The organism is Rhizobium sp. CBN3, assembly GCF_030518245.1.
Lineage (GTDB): Bacteria > Pseudomonadota > Alphaproteobacteria > Rhizobiales > Rhizobiaceae > Rhizobium > Rhizobium aethiopicum_A.
In genome coordinates this window covers 185,195-202,090 of the sequence record NZ_JAULSE010000010.1, presented here as the reverse complement: position 1 = coordinate 202,090, position 16,896 = coordinate 185,195, and the positions used below count along the sequence as shown (strand labels likewise).

The following is a 16,896-nucleotide window of genomic DNA, read 5'->3' as shown; positions in this document are numbered from 1 at the left end:
ACTACGCGTCCCGCCAATAAGAGAATATCGCCGCCTGGCCCAACCGCTTGCCCGTCTCATCGACGAGCTGCCAAACGGTGAAGTTGTCGACCCAGAAACGGCGGCCCGATTTCGCGACCCTGAGGCCGCGTCCGTTGTCGACGAAACCATCGCGCGTGACGGCATCGAGCAGCCGCTGGCGCTCGGCGCGATCGGGCTGCTCGGCCGATAGTCGCGACGGCAGCATGATGAATTCGTCCCAGCTATATTCGAAGCAGTTCTGCGCAGTCCTGTTTGCATAGATGAAGCGCGGGTCGGGCAGGGTATTATGCGCGAGGACCACGAAAGGCGCTTGGCTGTAAAGCCAGTCCGGCCCTTGCCCATCCTCCACAAGAGGGCGGCCGACGATGCGCTGATAGCTGCCGGCAAGAAGGGCGAAGAAATCGGGATCATTCCTCAGATCAAGGGCGTGGTTGTCATAGGAAGAAGTCACGAACTGCCTCGCTGGTCAAATGCGTCGGTCGAGGCGACATAGCCGATATCAATTGCACGCGTCTATGACGCCTTGTGCCCTCCGAAGGGCCGGCATTTACCTTGTCTCATCACTTCTGATTGTGACGCTTGCCAGAAGATCGCCCTTGTGCATTGATCTGAGCTGCTGGGGTAGCTGTCAACATTCTCTGCGAAGCTATTGTTCTTCGGACCGTAATCGGCGTCGGCCGGTCGCGGATGAGGCTGGGGTGGAGCAGGTGATTTTCATCATCCGGCTATACAGACCTGCGCAAGCTATTCTGCGAATGACGACAGGAGAAGGTACGGGTGCTCGAGGGCTGGGGAAGAATGCGGAAATTCGTCTCGTTGATATCCACGCTGCTGGCGTTCATCGCCATGGCCGGAGAGGGGCATGCAGCCATTTCCTACCAACGTCTGGAGACCGCGCCGGGAGAGCGCGCCCTGACGATAAAAGGCGTGTTCGAGGGTTCCGACGATGCGATGACGCTTGTCGATGAATATATGCAGTACCAGCCGAGCTATGTCACCTTTGACTCGCCCGGCGGAAACGTGGTCGCAGCGATCAGGTTCGGCCGGGCCCTCCGCCTCCTGAATGCAAAAACGATACAGATCAGAGCCGCCGAGTGCGCGTCGGCTTGCGCCTTCGCCTTCGTCGGTGGCGTTGAAAGATTTGCCGAGCCGGGCTCTATCGGCGTGCATCGGGTTTCCCTGTCCGACGATGTTGCCATCGACAACAAATTGGCCATCTCGACTGTTCAAGCACTGACCGGCGAGATCATCGGCTATCTCACCGAGATGGGGGTAAGCCCCAATCTGCTGCAGCTCAGCCTGTCGATCGACAGCACCGATATACGGTATCTCACCGCTGCGGAAATGCGGGACTGGAACATCAACACGCCCGAGGATATGCCCTCGGCCCAGGAAAGCGCGCCGCCCCCGCCGGGCGCCGCACCGCAGGAGAGCGCAACACCCGCCGACATGCCGTCAGACCCGAGCGATTCCGAAGAAATGGCCGGCTCCGAACCCGGCGACCTGACCACGGAGGCGATTGATTTCGTCAACCGATACAATGACGAATGGTCGAAAGAAAGTGCCTCGGCGTTGGCCTTTATGAAGGGCGTCTATGCCGACGAGGTCTCCTTCTTCGGAAACTCGGTCGACAAAGATGCCGTCCTGAAGGAAAAGGCAGCCTTCGCCCAACGCTGGCCGGAGCGCATCTACAGCGTCAAGCCGGGCTCTGTGACGGCCAGCTGTGCCGGAAAATGCGAAATGTCGGGAATTGTCGAGTGGTTTGCCGGAAACAGAGACACGGGTAAGACGTCCTCCGGGATGGCCGAATTCTCTTTCGTGTGGAACACGGCCTCTCTGCAGATCGAGTCCGAGACCGGAAAGGTGCTCGCCACGGACAAGGGGGCCAAGGCGCCGGATCGGTTGATCCATCAGTGGACAGGACTGGACGACATCTGCCGCACGAGTGTCGATCGCAAGGGACCCGATACGCTGCGGGCATGCAAACGGCGCGACGAACTCGGTCCGCTGCTCAATCGCGCCGACTGGTGCTATGGCTATAAGGATGAAGCCGAAATAAACTGGGAGTGGCACAAATGCGATGCCAACTCCCGGAGGTATGCAGAGTAGATATCGCCGGTCTGCAGGAAGCGACCGCAAAGGTTGGCAGCTTGCCCGAAGAAAAAGATCGGTGAAAACTCAGCCTGAGTGAGGCCGAGCATGTCGGAAGACGAGCATGCCCCATCGAATGCCGTCTTGTCGGGATCCGACGAGCCCGAGAAGCCGGCTGAGCGTTATAAACTCGGCCTCTGCCTTTCCGGTGGCGGCTACCGGGCCATGCTTTTCCATGCTGGATCGCTTGCGAGGCTCAACGAGGCCGGTCTTCTGGCGAAACTCGATATGATTTCGTCGGTCTCGGGCGGCTCCATCGCCTCCGGCCTGCTCGCCTACATCTGGCCCAGGCTGATCTTCGAGAACGACATCGCCGTCAACTTCAGGACCGAATATCTGGATCGCGTTCTGGCCTTCAGTCAGTTGTTCGCGGATGGGACGAGCTTCCTCAAGGGGGTGTTCAATCCCTTCTCGAGTGCGGCCGAGGAAGCCGCCAAACTCTACGAGCGACATCTGTTCGATGGAAGATCGCCAAGCCTGCGCGAGCTTCCGAGCTCGCCCTGGTTCGTATTTTGCGCCAGCAATCTCAGCACCGGTTCGCTCTTCCGGATGTCGAACCGCTATATCGCGGATTACCGGATCGGGGTGTCGTTCCATCCGACACTTTCGCTCGCAACCGCGGTTGCCGCTTCGGCCGCATTTCCGCCGGTGCTGTCACCGCTGCGATTGGACCTGTCGCAGTTTTCCTGGAAGAGAGAAAAACTCGATGACACCGTTGGCGAACCAGTCGCTCCGGGCCGGGCGATATTGAGCGACGGCGGCGTTTACGACAATCACGGCATCGAGCCGGCGCTGAAACGCTGCGATTGCCTGCTTGTCGGCGATGCCGGCGCGCCTTGGCGCTCCTCGACCCGAGGATACTGGAACTATCTCTCCCAGCTCAAGCGCGTTCTCGATACGACGGACAATCAGGTGCGGTCTTTGCGGCGCCGAGACCTGATCGGCGGCTTCAAGGCTGCAAAGCAGGCCGATATGCTTGGCCTCGACGATCTCGCGAAATCGGCGCTGCGCGCACGAACCCGTGGCGTCTACTGGTCGATCGACAGCAAGGACGCCGAACTCAAGCCATACGCCTCTTACACACTGCCGCCGTCATCGGTCGTTCCCGCGCAGGTAGGCACTTACCTTCATTTCCTCGGCGCTGAGGAGACCGAGCACCTGACCAACTGGGGTCACTATGTGTGCGACGCGATGCTCAACCGGTTCTACCAATCGCCACCGGCGCCGTCCTCAGGCCCGCCGTTGGCAGCCGGGACGGTGAAGCCGACTTGGGCGGCGAGGGCGAGCAAGCGCCTGTTCAACATTCTGCCATTTTGACAATGGCCGGAGGTACCGGCCAAGGAGAGCCCGAAGGCGGAACTCTGACCGGGTGAGGGAAGCGGCTGCCCGGCGTGTAGCATCACCATATAGGGAAGAGATGCCCGCAATGGATCACCTTGTAGAACCGATCCCAATTCGTTGACGAGAACGGGTTCTCCGGCCAGGTCGGCGCTGTCGAACCATTCTGCCGTGGACGGCCCGTTCGGACCGGCGCGGGCAGAATCGGGACCGTGCACCATGTCCACCAAATTCAAACCGGAAAGTGGCCTTATTATCCCAATGATCGTGGGGTTATGAACCGCTCGAGATAACCGGTGCCCGCCGCAATCTCGTCCCATCTGTCGAGATCGAGGTCGATGACGGCGAGTCCCGCCGTCGGGAACTTTTCCCGCATGCGCCCCACGGCATCGGCATTGCCATCCGCCACGATGAGCGAGGCCGCATTCTCCATGCCGGGATTGTGGCCGACGATAAGCAGCGTGCGGATGCCAGGTTCGACGGCCCGGATCACATTGAGGATGCGCTCCGCCGACACCTCGTAGATATCCGGCGCCTCTCGTTCGGAGACCTTTTTCGAAAGGGCCCGGCGGACGAGCTTCCAGGTTTCCTGCGCCCGGCGGGCCGGCGAGACGAGGGCGAGATCGGGGATCAGCTTTTCGCGCATCAAATAGGTGCCGATGACGAGTGCTGCCTTGCGCCCGCGATCCGCTAATGGCCGTTCACGGTCGGCCACACCGTCGGGCCAGGCGGATTTGGCGTGGCGCAGAAGGATGAGGCGGTGTTTCGGCAGTATGGGGTTCAGCGTCATTTTATAGCGAGGCCTAGGTCGGTTCGTTTCGTGTTGACTCCTGGAGCTTGAAGGGCCTCCGATACAGCTCGTAAACTTGGCGGATGTCACTAGCAGGTCAGTCGTTTCGTCCTACATTTGTGAAAGTTGAGCATCCCGCGGATTTCGGCGTGGCCGGTGTTCAATCGAACCTGGAACGCCTCTTGTCCGAAATCGAAATCAAGTTCGACCTCGCAGACGAAACTCAGGACGTCGTCTTGAGTTCCGATCTGCCAGGAGAACCGCAGGAGGTCTTCGAGCACGCGTCAACCCATTTAGATACTCCAGATCGCAGGCTGGTGCACGGCTATTCGCTGCACATCCGCAAAACGGGCGCTATCTCTCCGGGCACTTTTAGTGCCCGGACGGCCTCACAGTGCCGTCATGAACCAGTTCGCCCTGGTCATACAAGAACCGAGGCACGCTGCACTCCTTATGAAGTACCGTCAGCCACGACGGCTACGGACAACGCGGAACCGAAGTTCCCCTGCTCGACGGATCTACCATCGGCCGCCTCAACGGATAGACTGTGTGGCGTGCAAGGAGGACCGTCAGGAGCGGCGAGGTTACCTACTGGGAAGGCGAGCACCTGTTCTACCTCTGGAGTGGTGAGCCGGTGCCGTTCCGCTCACCCCGATACGATGTCATCACGCCAACGTCGAGCGTGCCACCAGATCTGCCAGACGAGTCCGAGCTTCGCGCTCCGTTCTGTAGCTTTGGCAATCCGAGCGATTGCGACGTCCGCCGATCGTGTATTCGACCGACGGTTTCATGCCGGGTTGGAAGAAGGCGCGTTCCTCCCTTCCCTGGAAGTTGCATGTCCACTCGTTGTCGTTCAAGCGGATCCAGCGCCGAGCCGGCCGCAGCCGCTCTAGTTCCTGGCGAAGGGCGGCAGCCGTCGGGTACCTGTCGGCAACGACGGGGTTGATCGCCTTTTTAATGATACGTTTCAGCTTCAACGGGATATGGTCGGCGAAGCCCACCTGGTTCGCGAGTTTACCTTCCTTAACAAGAGCAGGCCACCTTGAGTTGCTCAAGACCGCGTCCCAGCCGCTCATGTTGTTCACGGCACGGAGCAGCGTCATACCTGCGGCGAACACGTCGCTGGCAGCCGAGAACTCCCTGTTGTTGATGGCCTCCGGCGAGGCGTGCGGCTTGTAAAACAAGTCCGTGACCCTCACCCCGCTCTCCGGATGGATGACGGTGCCGAAGTCCGACAGCTTGGCAATGCCGCCCGTCAGCATGATGTTGCCTGGCTTTACGTCGCGGTGGACGATTCCGCGGTTGTGGGCGTGCTCGAGGGCGAACAGTATCTGCTTCAGGTAACCGATGGTTTCGATGACGGGCACGAATTCCTGATGCAGCCGATCGGCCAGCGAGCCGCCTTCCAGGTACTCCATTTCGATGAGCACCGCGCCGTCGAAGACGTCGGCGGTGAGCACCTTCACGACGTGGTCGTGGCCGCAGAGGCTCTGCGCCTGCGCCTCGACGACCGCGCGGTGCTCCACGGGATTGTGGACTCGGATTAGCTTCAGCGCAGACTCACGACCCAGGTTCCGATTGATGACGTGGAAGACATCGCCGAACTGACCGCTCCCAAGCGGCCGGACGATCTCGTACTTGTTCAGCACGATCTCGCCGGGCTGGAACGTCAGGGGAGCGACGGCGGACATCAAAGGCTCATCCAAGCGGCAAGGGCGGCGAGCTTGGCGGCGTTCGGCCAGGCCGCAGGGCAATCCGCAATCCGTTCATCGCAAGCCGTGAACTTGTCACCCGGATGCGCCAGCGCCTTCTTCGTGAAGGTGTGGATGGTCGATTGGTCAACGGCCAACCCCCGCTCGTGGGCAACAAGGGTAAGAATCCCGAAGGGGAAGGTTAAATAGGCGATCTGATCAGCCTTTTTGCCGTCCATCGACAGGCGGTATGCGAGTCCTTGCGGCTGCCGCGCCTCGATCAGCTCGTTGAACGTCTGCTTGAAAAAGTTTGCCATCTCTGGCTTCGGCTGGTCTACTTCGAACCGGTGACGGTCATGCTCGAGGTACCGTGGATTAGCTCTCGTGCCTTCCATCAAGCAGAAGTGCAGCTCGCCCTTCTGAAGATTAAACCCGAGGATCGCCATCAATCTGCCTTTCTACGGAAGGCACGCCTTCGACGCGAGCCCTGAATCAGAGCGCCCGAGCGAATGACAGCCGAGCCCTTTCATGAATTCGATGAAACTAGGGGTTAGCTCCCAAGTTTTACGTCTACTGTTCCAGCCACATACCCTGCGTAGCCTGGATAACCAGGATAACCTGGATAACCTGGATACCCTCGGTATGGCACGGATGTTTCCCGTAGAAGGCGGTTTCCGAAAACAGAACCGAGATAAGCTCCGGTTGTATCGACCACATCCTCGTCACCCCAGGGAAACCAGCCCACCCATTTGCCGCGAGCGTCGAACAAGTACTTGTCATCCGAGGAGCGCCTGAACGCGATCCATTTACCGCCGTTGCTGAAGAAATGTTCGGTCATCCGTTCAAGCCCTGAACCTAAGATGGAATTCGCCTGTCCCGATGTTTACGTCGGTGCTGTGACCTTGTTCATCCGCCGATGCATTGACTTTCAGTCTCCGGTGCCTCCGGCCGCAGAAGCGGCCGGAGAGGCTTCTGATCAGCGAGCCAAATCGCCGATCTAATGACATTTCAGTGGCACAGTGGCGAACCTAGTGGCGCGCCACATGAAGAACCGCAAGCCTGCTCAGCTGCACCCGCTCGTCGCACCGCACGTGTCGCACTTCTCGCACGTGCCATTCCGCACCATCGTGAAGTTCTGGCACTCCGAGCACATGTTGCCCGTGTACCCCTGCATGATCGAGCGCTGGCGGCGTTCGGCTTCCACCTTCTTGGCTTCGGTCTTGGCCGTTGCTGCGTCGGCTGCCGCCTTGTCGGAGAAGAGGGCGGTGGCGTCGCTGGTGATTTCCTCGCTCACTTCTTCGGCGATCTCTTCGGCCAATTCCTTGGCGCGCTCCTCATAATCGCGCTTGAAGGCGACGATTTCGGAGGTGGAGATGGCGACCGTCGGCTCCAGCTTGCGCGCCGCAGCACCTGCAAAGGCGGTCACGGTGCCGGTGGAGGCGGCGCGGGCAGGGGCTGCGGTGGCCGCTCCCTTGGGTTCGCCCGCCTGACGTTCGCCGCCGGTGCCGGAGACCAGGGTCGGCTTGTAGCCGCGGGTCCAGCCGGTGGAGAGCAGGTTGGTCTTGCCTTCCTGGATGCCCTTGCCGAGCGCCGTGTTCGAGAAATCCGACGTGTCGACATGCGCGAGGTCATGACGGCCGAGATAGGAGACGGCCAGTTCGCGGAAGACATAGTCGAGGATCGAGGTGGCGTTCTTGATCGCGTCATTGCCGATGACCATGCCGGCCGGTTCGAACTTGGTGAAGGTGAAGGCCTCGACATATTCCTCGAGCGGCACGCCATATTGCAGGCCGAGCGAGATGGCGATGGCGAAGTTGTTCATCATCGCACGGAAGGCAGCACCTTCCTTGTGCATGTCGATGAAGATCTCGCCGAGGCGGCCGTCGCCGAATTCGCCGGTTCTGAGATAGACCTTGTGTCCGCCGACGGCGGCCTTTTGGGTATAACCCTGGCGGCGGTTCGGCAGCTTCTCGCGTTCGCGCGAAACACGCTCGATCACCCGCTCGATGATCTTCTCGGTGATGGTGACGGCCTGCGCGGCGACCGGCGCCTGCAGCAGTTCCTCCAGCGCATCCTCCTCGTCCTCGTCTTCGATCAGCGAGGCGTTGAGCGGCTGCGACAGCTTCGAGCCGTCACGATAGAGCGCGTTCGCCTTGAGGCCGAGTTTCCAGGACAGCATATAGGCGTTCTTGCAATCCTCGACGGTCGCCTCGTTCGGCATGTTGATCGTCTTGGAAATCGCGCCGGAGATGAAGGGCTGGGCAGCCGCCATCATGCGGATATGGCTTTCCACGGAGAGGTAGCGCTTGCCGATCTTGCCGCAGGGATTGGCGCAATCGAAGACCGGCAGATGCTCGGCCTTGAGGAAGGGCGCGCCTTCCAGCGTCATCGCACCGCAGACATGGATGTTTGCGGCTTCGATGTCCTTCTTCGAGAAGCCCATATGGTCGAGCAGGTTGAAGCTCATGTCGGCGAGCTGCTCGTCGGAAACCTTCAGCGTCTCCTTCAGGAAGTCGGCGCCAAGCGTCCATTGGTTGAAGACGAACTTGATGTCGAAGGCGCTCTTCAGCGCAGCGTTGACGGCTTCCACCTTCTCGTCGGTCAGGCCCTTGGCCTTCAGCGTCGACGGGTTGATCGCCGGCGCCTGGTTCAGGTTGCCGTGGCCGACGGCATAGGCTTCGATCTCGGCGATCTGGCTTTCCGAATAGCCGAGCGTGCGCAGCGCTTCCGGCACGGCGCGGTTGATGATTTTGAAGTAGCCGCCGCCGGCGAGCTTCTTGAACTTGACGAGGGCGAAGTCGGGCTCGATGCCGGTGGTGTCGCAATCCATGACGAGGCCGATCGTGCCGGTGGGCGCGATGACCGAGACCTGGGCGTTGCGGTAGCCATGCTTTTCGCCGAGCTCGAGCGCCTTGTCCCAGGCCGATTTGGCATGGGCGACAAGATCCTGGTCCGGGTTTTCCGAATGGATCAGCGCGACCGGATCGATCGACAGCGCCTCATAGCCGGAGGTTTCGCCGTAAGCGGCGCGGCGATGGTTGCGGATGACCCTGAGCATGCTGTCGCGGTTCGGCGCGAAGTTCGGGAAGGGGCCGAGTTCGCCGGCGATTTCGGCCGAGGTCGCATAGCAGATGCCGGTCATGATCGCGGTCAGCGAACCGGCGATGGCGCGGGCCTCGGTGGAGTCGTAGGGTATGCCCGACGACATCAGCAGGCCGCCGATATTGGCATAGCCGAGGCCGAGCGTGCGGTATTCGTAGGAGAGTTCGGCAATGCGCTTCGACGGGAACTGCGCCATCATCACCGAGATTTCGAGCACGACAGTCCACAGGCGAACGGCGTGTTCATAGTCGACGATATTGATGCGCTTGGTGGCCTTGTCCTTGAACTGTAAGAGGTTCAGCGAGGCAAGGTTGCAGGCCGTGTCGTCGAGGAACATGTATTCCGAGCACGGGTTCGAGCCGCGGATCGGGCCGCCGGCCGGCGAGGTATGCCAGTCATTCATCGTCGTGTTGAAGTGGATGCCCGGATCGGCCGAAGCCCACGCGGCATAGGAAATCGTTTCCCAGAGGTCGCGCGCCTTTAGCGTCTTCATTACCTTGCCGTCCTTGCGGGCGGTCAGCTTCCATTCGCCGTCATTTTCGACGGCGCGCAGGAAGTCGTCCTTGATCGAGACGGAATTATTGGAATTCTGACCCGATACGGTGAGGTAGGCTTCCGAATCCCAGTCCGTGTCGTAGGTCTTGAATTCGAGATCCTTGTAGCCCTGGCGGGCGAACTGGATAACGCGCTGGACGTAGTTTTCCGGAACCTGGTCTTTCTTGGCGGCGCGGATCTCGCGCTTCAGGGCAGGGTTCTTGGCCGGGTCGAAACAATCGCCGTTGTCGCCTTCGCAATTGAAGCAGGCCTTCATGATCGCCTTCAGATGCCTGGCGACGATCTTGGAGCCGGTGACGAGAGCCGCGACCTTCTGCTCTTCCTTGACCTTCCAGTTGATGTATTCCTCGATATCGGGATGGTCGATGTCGACGACAACCATCTTGGCGGCGCGGCGTGTCGTGCCGCCCGATTTGATGGCGCCGGCCGCGCGGTCGCCGATCTTCAGGAAGCTCATCAGGCCGGAGGAGCGGCCGCCGCCGGAAAGCTTTTCGCCTTCGCCGCGCAGCATGGAGAAGTTGGAGCCGGTGCCGGAGCCGTATTTGAAGAGACGCGCCTCACGCACCCAGAGGTCCATGATGCCGCCTTCGTTGACGAGATCGTCTTCGACGGACTGGATGAAGCAGGCATGCGGCTGCGGATGTTCGTAAGCAGACTTGGACTTGGTCAGCTTGCCGGTGAAGGGATCGACGTAGAAATGGCCCTGGCCGGGACCGTCGATGCCGTAGGCCCAGTGCAGGCCGGTGTTGAACCACTGCGGCGAGTTCGGCGCGACGCGCTGGGTGGCGAGCATATAGGCAAGCTCGTCCTTGAAGGCGGACGCGTCTTCTTCCGAAGAGAAATAGCCACCCTTCCAGCCCCAATAGGTCCAGGTGCCGGCGAGACGATCAAAGACCTGACGCGCATCGATTTCGGAGCCGGTCTGCTCGTCCTTGGGCAGGGTTTTCAGCGCGGCATCGTCGGGAACGGAGCGCCAGAGGAAGGAAGGAACGTCGTTTTCCTCGACCTTCTTCAGCCGGGTGGGAACACCGGCCTTGCGGAAATACTTCTGCGCCAGAACGTCGGTCGCGACCTGGGAGAACTGCGCGGGAACGTCGATATTCTCGAGGCGGAAGACGATCGACCCATCCGGGTTCTTGATCTCGCTCGTCGCCTTGCGGAATTCGATATCCGCATAGGCGCCTTGGCCGGCCTTCGTGAAACGACGTTCGATGCGCATAGTCTTGACCTCGCGTTGGCGCCCGTCCCCAGGGCGCAAATTTCCTATCCGGCGGCACATTGTCGTCGTGCAGCCAGTCTCGTTTCCGTATCGTGACAGGGGTGTCATCCGGAGATGTCCTTCCTGTATCTTGTGGTGATGGTGGCTGCAAACGCTAAATATAGTATTAACAGCTTATTATCGCCAGTCCCGATGTCACTTTTTTTGGAGGCAGAAAACCGCGCAGAAATCCACTCTGGCCCGGGTCGGTTCCGGCGCAACAGCCTGATTCTGCGTCTTGTTTTTCAAAGGGAACCGGGCTCGTTACCTCCGGTCCTGTCGCCGCCGCAACATCAGGAACAGTAAAGTTGGAAACCGCTGATTCCGTCAAGGGCTGGTTTTTAATTGAATGGTAACCACAACATCTTGTGGATGCGCCTGTGGAGATTGGGGAAAGCCGGGGAGTGCTGAAAATACAATGACTTGCGGGCGTTGCCGGTTAAGGAAAATGCCGCAGCGGCAAAAAAGCGTCCTGCGGCAAATCTTGTGATGGCATTTCCGGCGCAAATGCGCATGCCGATTCGCTGATGAAGCGAGCGCTGTCAAAGTGCGCCGATGGCGGCGCACTCCGTATTTGCGGCGATCAGCGCGCGCCTTTGGCAATCGGTTCCTGGTAGGTGAAGCCCATATCCCAGGGGAAGTAGATCCAGGTGTCCTGGCTGACCTCGGTGATGAAAGTATCAACAGTCGGCACACCCTTCGGCTTGGCATAGACACAGGCGAAATGCGCCTTCGGCAGCATGGCGCGCACCTGTGCGGCGGTCTTCCCGGTATCCGTCAGATCGTCGACGACGAGCACGCCTTCGCCGCCGTTTTCGGCAAGCTCGGGCGCGATTCCCTTGAGCAGCACCATGTCGCCCTGGTTCACATAGTCATGATAGGAGGCGATGCAGACAGTCTCAATCAGCCGGATATTCAGCTCGCGCGAGATGATTGCGGCCGGCACCAGGCCGCCGCGGGTGATGCAGACGATCGCCTTGAAGGCCTGATCGAGGCCGGCAAGCCGCCAGGCAAGGGCGCGCGCATCGCGGTGGAACTGATCCCAGGAAACGGGAAAGGCTTTATCGGGAAGGGACATCGGGCTGCTCCGCGGCATGAATAGAGATGAAACGCCGTTCACCGGCGACCGGACGGCTTGGAGCGGCAAAATGCAAATCGCGCAGCCGGAACTGCGCGACAGGTCGCCGGGGCTGGAAGCCTTCATCGGTCGCAGCAATTAGCGGGATTTGCCGGTAAAACGCAAGAGCAGCCGCTATCGCGACAACAGGGTCAGCGCCGTCATTGATTGCAGTAGGCTCTTCGTCGTGCCGCCGAAGATCGCCTGCCAAAGCCGGGAATGGGTATAGGCGCCCATGACGAGAAGATCGATGCTGCTGTCCGACAGCCGGTTTTCGATGACATGCGAGGTATTCCTGTCGACGCTGTGGCCCGTCGCAAGCGTCGTCTTCACGCCATGGCGTGCAAGTGCGGCGGCGATTTCGGCGCCTGATGTGAGCGGCGACTGCAGAGCGGTATCGGCCGGATCGACCGAAAAAATCTCCACCTCTTCGGCCGCTTTCAGGAAGGGCAGCGCATCGAAGGTTGCGCGCGCCGCCTCCTTCGAGCCGTTCCAGGCGATCAGCACGCGCTTGATCGGCTTCGGCTGGCGGATGACGTAAGGGATCATCAGGACCGGCCGGCCGGCTTCGAAGAGGAAGCCGTCGACGTCGACATGGCTGTCGGAGGGGTTGGCCGGGTCGGCCTGCGATGCGATCAGAAGATCGGCGCTGCGGGCGCTTTCGATCAGCGGTGCGGAACCGTAGCCGGTGGAGGTGGCAAAGCTGCGCCATTCCGAGGAGGCGCCGGCGGCCTGCGCTTTCGCCTGAAAGATGCGCTCGACGGCGACCGTTTCACCATGCGCCATATCCTGCAGCGCCTGCACCGCGACGGGATCGGGAATTTCCATCGGCGCCACCAGCGGCACGGCCGATATGATTTCGGCATGCAGGCCGATCACGTGAGCACCGCTTTCTGCGGCAATGGCAAAGGCAAAATCGGCAACGGCGGCGCTATTGTCTGCCGTATCGAGAATGGCGAGAATGGTTTTGTAAGACATATCAATTCTCCTTGCGCTGAAATGACGTGCGCGAGGGACGGAATGCACCGGATGGTTCTCCCGTTCCTTGACGGGAATCAAGTCCGGCCCCTCATGCCTCGGCGGAATGGTTTTCTGCGATCTCCTTGTTCCGGCGGATGGCGTCGATCATCGCGTGCACCTCGGCGCCGGCTGCATCGATTGCCGGTTGCGAGCGGCCGCGCACGACGATCTCGGTCGAGAATTTCTGGCCGATATAACGCGGATAGGAACCGATGCTGGTATCCGGATGCGCTTTCTGGATCGCGGCAAGCGGGGTCCCGATATCACCTTCGCCATAAGGGCAGGCGATGGCGAGCGAGAGCACCGGCGTGCCGGTCCGAAGCGTCGGCAGCACATTATCGACCATCGCCTGAAAGACCTGCGGTACGCCGGCCATGACATAGACATTGCCGATGATGAAGCCCGGCGCCGTCGACACCGGATTGGGGATATGGACGGCACCCCGTGGCATGCGCGCCATGCGCTGGCGCGCCTCGGTGAATTCCATCTCGCGGCGACGGTACATATCGGCAAGCAGGGTCATTGCCGCTTCGTCATATTCGCAGGGCAGACCAAACGCCTTGGCGATCGCATCGGCGGTGATGTCGTCATGCGTCGGCCCGATGCCGCCCGAGGTGAAGACGTAATCATATCGGGCGCGAAGCGCATTCAGCGCCTCGACGATCGCCTCCTCGTCGTCGGCGACGATGCGCACTTCTTTGAGATCGATGCCGGACAGGGTGAGCAGATCGGCGAGGTGGCCGATATTCTTGTCCTTGGTGCGGCCGGAAAGGAGTTCGTCGCCGATGGCAAGCATGGCGGCGGTGACGACGGTGTCATGGCTCATGGGATGTTCCGTGATGTGAGGCTGGTCGATAGGTAGCGCCCTTGGGCCGCTTTGCAAACACGCGCGCGTAATGCCGAAAAATGTGAGCGGTTTTCGGAGGATATCATGCTCTTTGGCACCGGCCGATGCGTCACTTTCGCGCTGAAGTGTCTGCTCATTCATTCCGTGGCGCTGCCGGCGGAGCCGAAATTTATTTTTACGCCACACGGCTCTTCCCATAGTCAATGACGCGAGATATTGAAAACGCCGCAAGCGGGCGTGGCGAAACTGGTAGACGCAAGGGACTTAAAATCCCTCGGCCTTAGGCTATACGGGTTCGATCCCCGTCGCCCGCACCAGCCTACGCTCTGTGAGCTTCGGCTCGGCGAGCCGAAGAGAGCAGCCAAGCGAAGGCTGTCGCGCCGTAGTTCTGTTGGGAACGAAGGCGGACTGGTTCGATAATGCTCCGGTTAGCCGCAACAATCTTCATAATCGTGTTTGAATATGCCTGTATATTGCGCGCAAAAGCGCGTTATTGCTTGACAATGACATTTTCGGTGCAAGGATTGCGCCGCGGCGAGTAAGTGTTGTCTTCTGGGAGTAAGACGATGGTTTACGATTGGAGCGGGACCAGGGTTCGGCGCGTCCGGATATTCAAGACGAGCGTCGCACTTGTTCTTGCAACTGTTGTGGCTGCGATACCGCTGTTTTTCTGGGCACTGGATTTGCCGGGTTTCTGATCGGCAATAATCAGCGTTCTGCGAAAGGCAGGCTGTCTGGAGCTTTGCTCTCGCGCCATCTGTTGATCACCCAGCCGGCGACGAGGCCGACGGCGGCGCCCATGGCCTTGATGCCCGCGTCATGCAGGCGCGGATGGCGGGTCGGCGAGAAATACTGCAGATATTCGATGGCGACTGCCCCAATGATCAGCAGCACGGCCACCAGTTTCCACTGTTTCGGATAGGCGAGGGCAAAGGCGAGGCCGAGAAGAACATAGGCGGCGCCGCGGTCCGTGTCGACCGTCGTGACCGTATCCGGTCTCAGCCCGATCGGCGAAACCGTGACAAACAGGATAAGGGCGAGCAGCAGCCAGGCGAGCGGTCTTGCGAATTTGAAGATCATCATCGCTCCATATAAGTGGCAGGGCTTTCCATTGACAGTTAAAATCAGGTCATCTGCCGTCGATTTTGCGATTGGCTTAAGAAAGGCCCTATGGGCTGAGCCGGCCGGTCAGTGAACCCTTTCCTTTGGCCGCCGGCCTGTGCCATAGCGGCGGTGACCAATCATGAGAATGGACCACGCCCGTGACGAGACTTGAAGTCGAAAGCGCCGAAGAGGCAATGCGCAGCCTCTTTCCGGCAACGCCGCTGCAGCTCAATGACCATCTCTCGGCCCGCTACGGCGCCGATATCTGGCTCAAGCGCGAGGATCTGTCGCCGGTGCGCTCCTACAAGATCCGCGGCGCCTTCAATTTTTTCCGCAAGGCGATCGGGCAGGGAGCGGCTGGCAAGACCTTCGTCTGCGCCTCGGCCGGCAATCACGCCCAGGGCTTTGCCTATGTCTGCCGTCATTTCGGCGTGCCGGGCGTCGTCTTCATGCCGGTGACGACGCCGCAGCAGAAAATCGACAAGACCCGCATGTTCGGCGCTGAATTCATCACCATCCGGCTGTTCGGCGACTTTTTCGATCAGTGCTATCAGGCGGCGCGCGAGCATGTCGAGGCGGTCGGCGGCGTCATGGTGCCGCCCTTCGATCATGCCGATATCATCGAGGGGCAGGCGACGGTCGCTGCCGAGATCATGCAGCAGCTGCCTGAGGGTACGGTGCCCGATATGGTGGTTCTGCCGGTCGGCGGCGGCGGACTGGCCGCCGGCATCACCGGTTATCTCGACGGCATCGTGCCGAAATCGGCCTTCGTCTTCGCCGAACCGTCCGGCGCGCCGAGCCTCAGGCGCAGCATCGAGGCCGGCAAGGTGACGACGCTTGCCAAAGTCGACAATTTCGTCGACGGCGCCGCGGTCGCCCGCATCGGCGATCTGAATTTCGCCGCCCTTCGCGATTTCCCGGCTAGCCAAGTGCAACTGATGCCGGAAAACGCCATCTGCGTCACCATCCAGGAGATGCTGAACGTCGAGGGCGTCGTGCTGGAGCCGGCCGGCGCCCTGTCGCTGACGGCAATCGCCGCGATGGACGCCCAAGCGATCCGCGGCAAGACCATCGTCGCCGTCGTCTCCGGCGGCAATTTCGATTTCGAGCGCCTGCCTGACGTAAAGGAAAGAGCTATGCGTTACGCAGGGCTGAAGAAATACTTCATCCTGCGGCTGGCCCAGCGCCCCGGGGCACTCAGGGATTTCCTCAATCTACTTGGCCCCGACGACGACATCGCCCGCTTCGAATATCTGAAAAAATCGGCGCGCAACTTCGGCTCCATCCTGATCGGCATCGAAACCAAGGCGCCGGAGAATTTTGCCCGGCTGATTGCAAATTTCGAAGCTTCCGGCATGGGTTACGAGGACATCACCGAAAACGAGATCCTTGCCAACCTGATCATTTGACTTGGCGATCGCAAGGCCGCCGTGCTAGAGACGCGTCATGGCTTCATTCATTTCAAATCTCTTTTCGATGTTCTCCGGCGGAGCCAAACCAGCCTCGCAGGCGGCTGGCCCGTCCAGCGAGCCGCAGCTTTACGGCGATTGCACGATCTATGCGGAGCCGCGCAAGGAAGGCAGCCAGTATCGTCTGGCCGGCCGCATCGAAAAGAAGGTCGGCGACGAGGTGCTGGTGCGCAATTTCATCCGCGCCGATATGTTTTCCTCCTCCGACGACGCGATCGAATGCACGGTGCGCAAGGCGCAGCAGATTATCGATCAGCATGGGTCGTCACTCTTCAGTGATGGCGAGAAGATCCGTCAGGTTTGAAGTCGGAATCCAGTCCCGTTCGGCGATTGCTTTTCAATCGTATGTCCTCGGTTCTGATTCCGGTCAGGTGATCTTGCACACGCAATCTTAAAGGATTGCGGCGAAAGCTATCGCTTGCAGGATTTGCGG

Annotated in this window: 14 protein-coding genes and 1 tRNA gene; 6 read left to right on the top strand and 9 right to left on the bottom strand. The window is 60.3% G+C overall.

The features are described 5' to 3' along the window. Window position 1: 1 nt before the first annotated feature. On the bottom strand, window positions 2-472 hold the full coding sequence (locus QWJ46_RS17320) for an MEKHLA domain-containing protein (protein ID WP_302752344.1): 471 nt from the start codon (window positions 470-472) through the stop codon (window positions 2-4). Window positions 473-798: 326 nt separating this feature from the next. Between QWJ46_RS17320 and QWJ46_RS17315 the strand changes: the two genes are divergently transcribed. Together QWJ46_RS17315 and QWJ46_RS17310 are read left to right on the top strand one after the other, a co-directional pair. Then, entirely contained in the window at window positions 799-2,130 is a 1,332-nt protein-coding gene (locus tag QWJ46_RS17315; protein WP_302752343.1) for a hypothetical protein, read from the top strand. A gap of 90 nt (window positions 2,131-2,220) precedes the next feature. Further along, window positions 2,221-3,489 (top strand): patatin-like phospholipase family protein, encoded by a 1,269-nt coding sequence (locus tag QWJ46_RS17310; RefSeq protein WP_302752341.1) that lies wholly within the window; start codon window positions 2,221-2,223, stop codon window positions 3,487-3,489. Window positions 3,490-3,763: 274 nt separating this feature from the next. Here QWJ46_RS17310 and QWJ46_RS17305 read toward each other — a convergent pair whose 3' ends face one another. The 5 genes from QWJ46_RS17305 to gpt form a co-directional block, all read right to left on the bottom strand. Then, a complete protein-coding gene (locus QWJ46_RS17305; protein ID WP_302752339.1) occupies window positions 3,764-4,300 on the bottom strand; it encodes a histidine phosphatase family protein in 537 nt (178 codons plus the stop codon). A 665-nt stretch (window positions 4,301-4,965) separates the two neighbouring features. Beyond that, the gene (locus QWJ46_RS17300; RefSeq protein ID WP_302752337.1) at window positions 4,966-5,991 is read right to left on the bottom strand and encodes a serine/threonine-protein kinase; all 1,026 of its coding nucleotides are present in this window, start codon (window positions 5,989-5,991) and stop codon (window positions 4,966-4,968) included. After that, complete coding sequence (locus QWJ46_RS17295) at window positions 5,991-6,437, bottom strand: hypothetical protein (RefSeq protein WP_302752335.1); 447 nt, start codon at window positions 6,435-6,437, stop codon at window positions 5,991-5,993. The genes QWJ46_RS17300 and QWJ46_RS17295 overlap by 1 nt, the downstream gene beginning before the upstream one ends. 617 nt (window positions 6,438-7,054) lie before the next feature. Beyond that, window positions 7,055-10,867 (bottom strand): vitamin B12-dependent ribonucleotide reductase, encoded by a 3,813-nt coding sequence (locus tag QWJ46_RS17290; protein ID WP_302752334.1) that lies wholly within the window; start codon window positions 10,865-10,867, stop codon window positions 7,055-7,057. 622 nt (window positions 10,868-11,489) lie between these two features. Next, window positions 11,490-11,984 (bottom strand): xanthine phosphoribosyltransferase, encoded by a 495-nt coding sequence (gene gpt / locus QWJ46_RS17285; RefSeq protein WP_184452674.1) that lies wholly within the window; start codon window positions 11,982-11,984, stop codon window positions 11,490-11,492. A gap of 16 nt (window positions 11,985-12,000) precedes the next feature. Here gpt and QWJ46_RS17280 point away from each other — a divergent pair, with 16 nt between their 5' ends. After that, on the top strand, window positions 12,001-12,126 hold the full coding sequence (locus QWJ46_RS17280) for a hypothetical protein (RefSeq protein WP_302752330.1): 126 nt from the start codon (window positions 12,001-12,003) through the stop codon (window positions 12,124-12,126). A 32-nt stretch (window positions 12,127-12,158) separates the two neighbouring features. On the opposite strand, the gene QWJ46_RS17275 is transcribed toward QWJ46_RS17280, so the two are convergent. After that, a complete protein-coding gene (locus tag QWJ46_RS17275; RefSeq protein WP_184452672.1) occupies window positions 12,159-13,001 on the bottom strand; it encodes a universal stress protein in 843 nt (280 codons plus the stop codon). 91 nt (window positions 13,002-13,092) lie between these two features. After that, window positions 13,093-13,869, bottom strand: a complete 777-nt coding sequence (locus tag QWJ46_RS17270) for a competence/damage-inducible protein A (protein WP_184452670.1) — start codon at window positions 13,867-13,869, stop codon at window positions 13,093-13,095. Window positions 13,870-14,121: 252 nt separating this feature from the next. On the opposite strand from QWJ46_RS17270, the gene QWJ46_RS17265 reads away from it, so the two are divergent. Next, window positions 14,122-14,207 (top strand) — tRNA-Leu (locus tag QWJ46_RS17265). Window positions 14,208-14,598: 391 nt separating this feature from the next. On the opposite strand, the gene QWJ46_RS17260 is transcribed toward QWJ46_RS17265, so the two are convergent. Next, window positions 14,599-14,973 carry a VanZ family protein gene (locus tag QWJ46_RS17260; RefSeq protein ID WP_302752326.1) on the bottom strand — a complete coding sequence of 125 codons (375 nt, stop codon included), beginning with the start codon at window positions 14,971-14,973 and terminating at the stop codon, window positions 14,599-14,601. Window positions 14,974-15,152: 179 nt separating this feature from the next. Here QWJ46_RS17260 and ilvA point away from each other — a divergent pair, with 179 nt between their 5' ends. Further along, complete coding sequence (ilvA, locus tag QWJ46_RS17255) at window positions 15,153-16,403, top strand: threonine ammonia-lyase (protein WP_302752324.1); 1,251 nt, start codon at window positions 15,153-15,155, stop codon at window positions 16,401-16,403. Between the two features lie 37 nt (window positions 16,404-16,440). Next, window positions 16,441-16,767 (top strand): HlyU family transcriptional regulator, encoded by a 327-nt coding sequence (locus tag QWJ46_RS17250; protein WP_302752322.1) that lies wholly within the window; start codon window positions 16,441-16,443, stop codon window positions 16,765-16,767. Window positions 16,768-16,896: the final 129 nt, after the last annotated feature.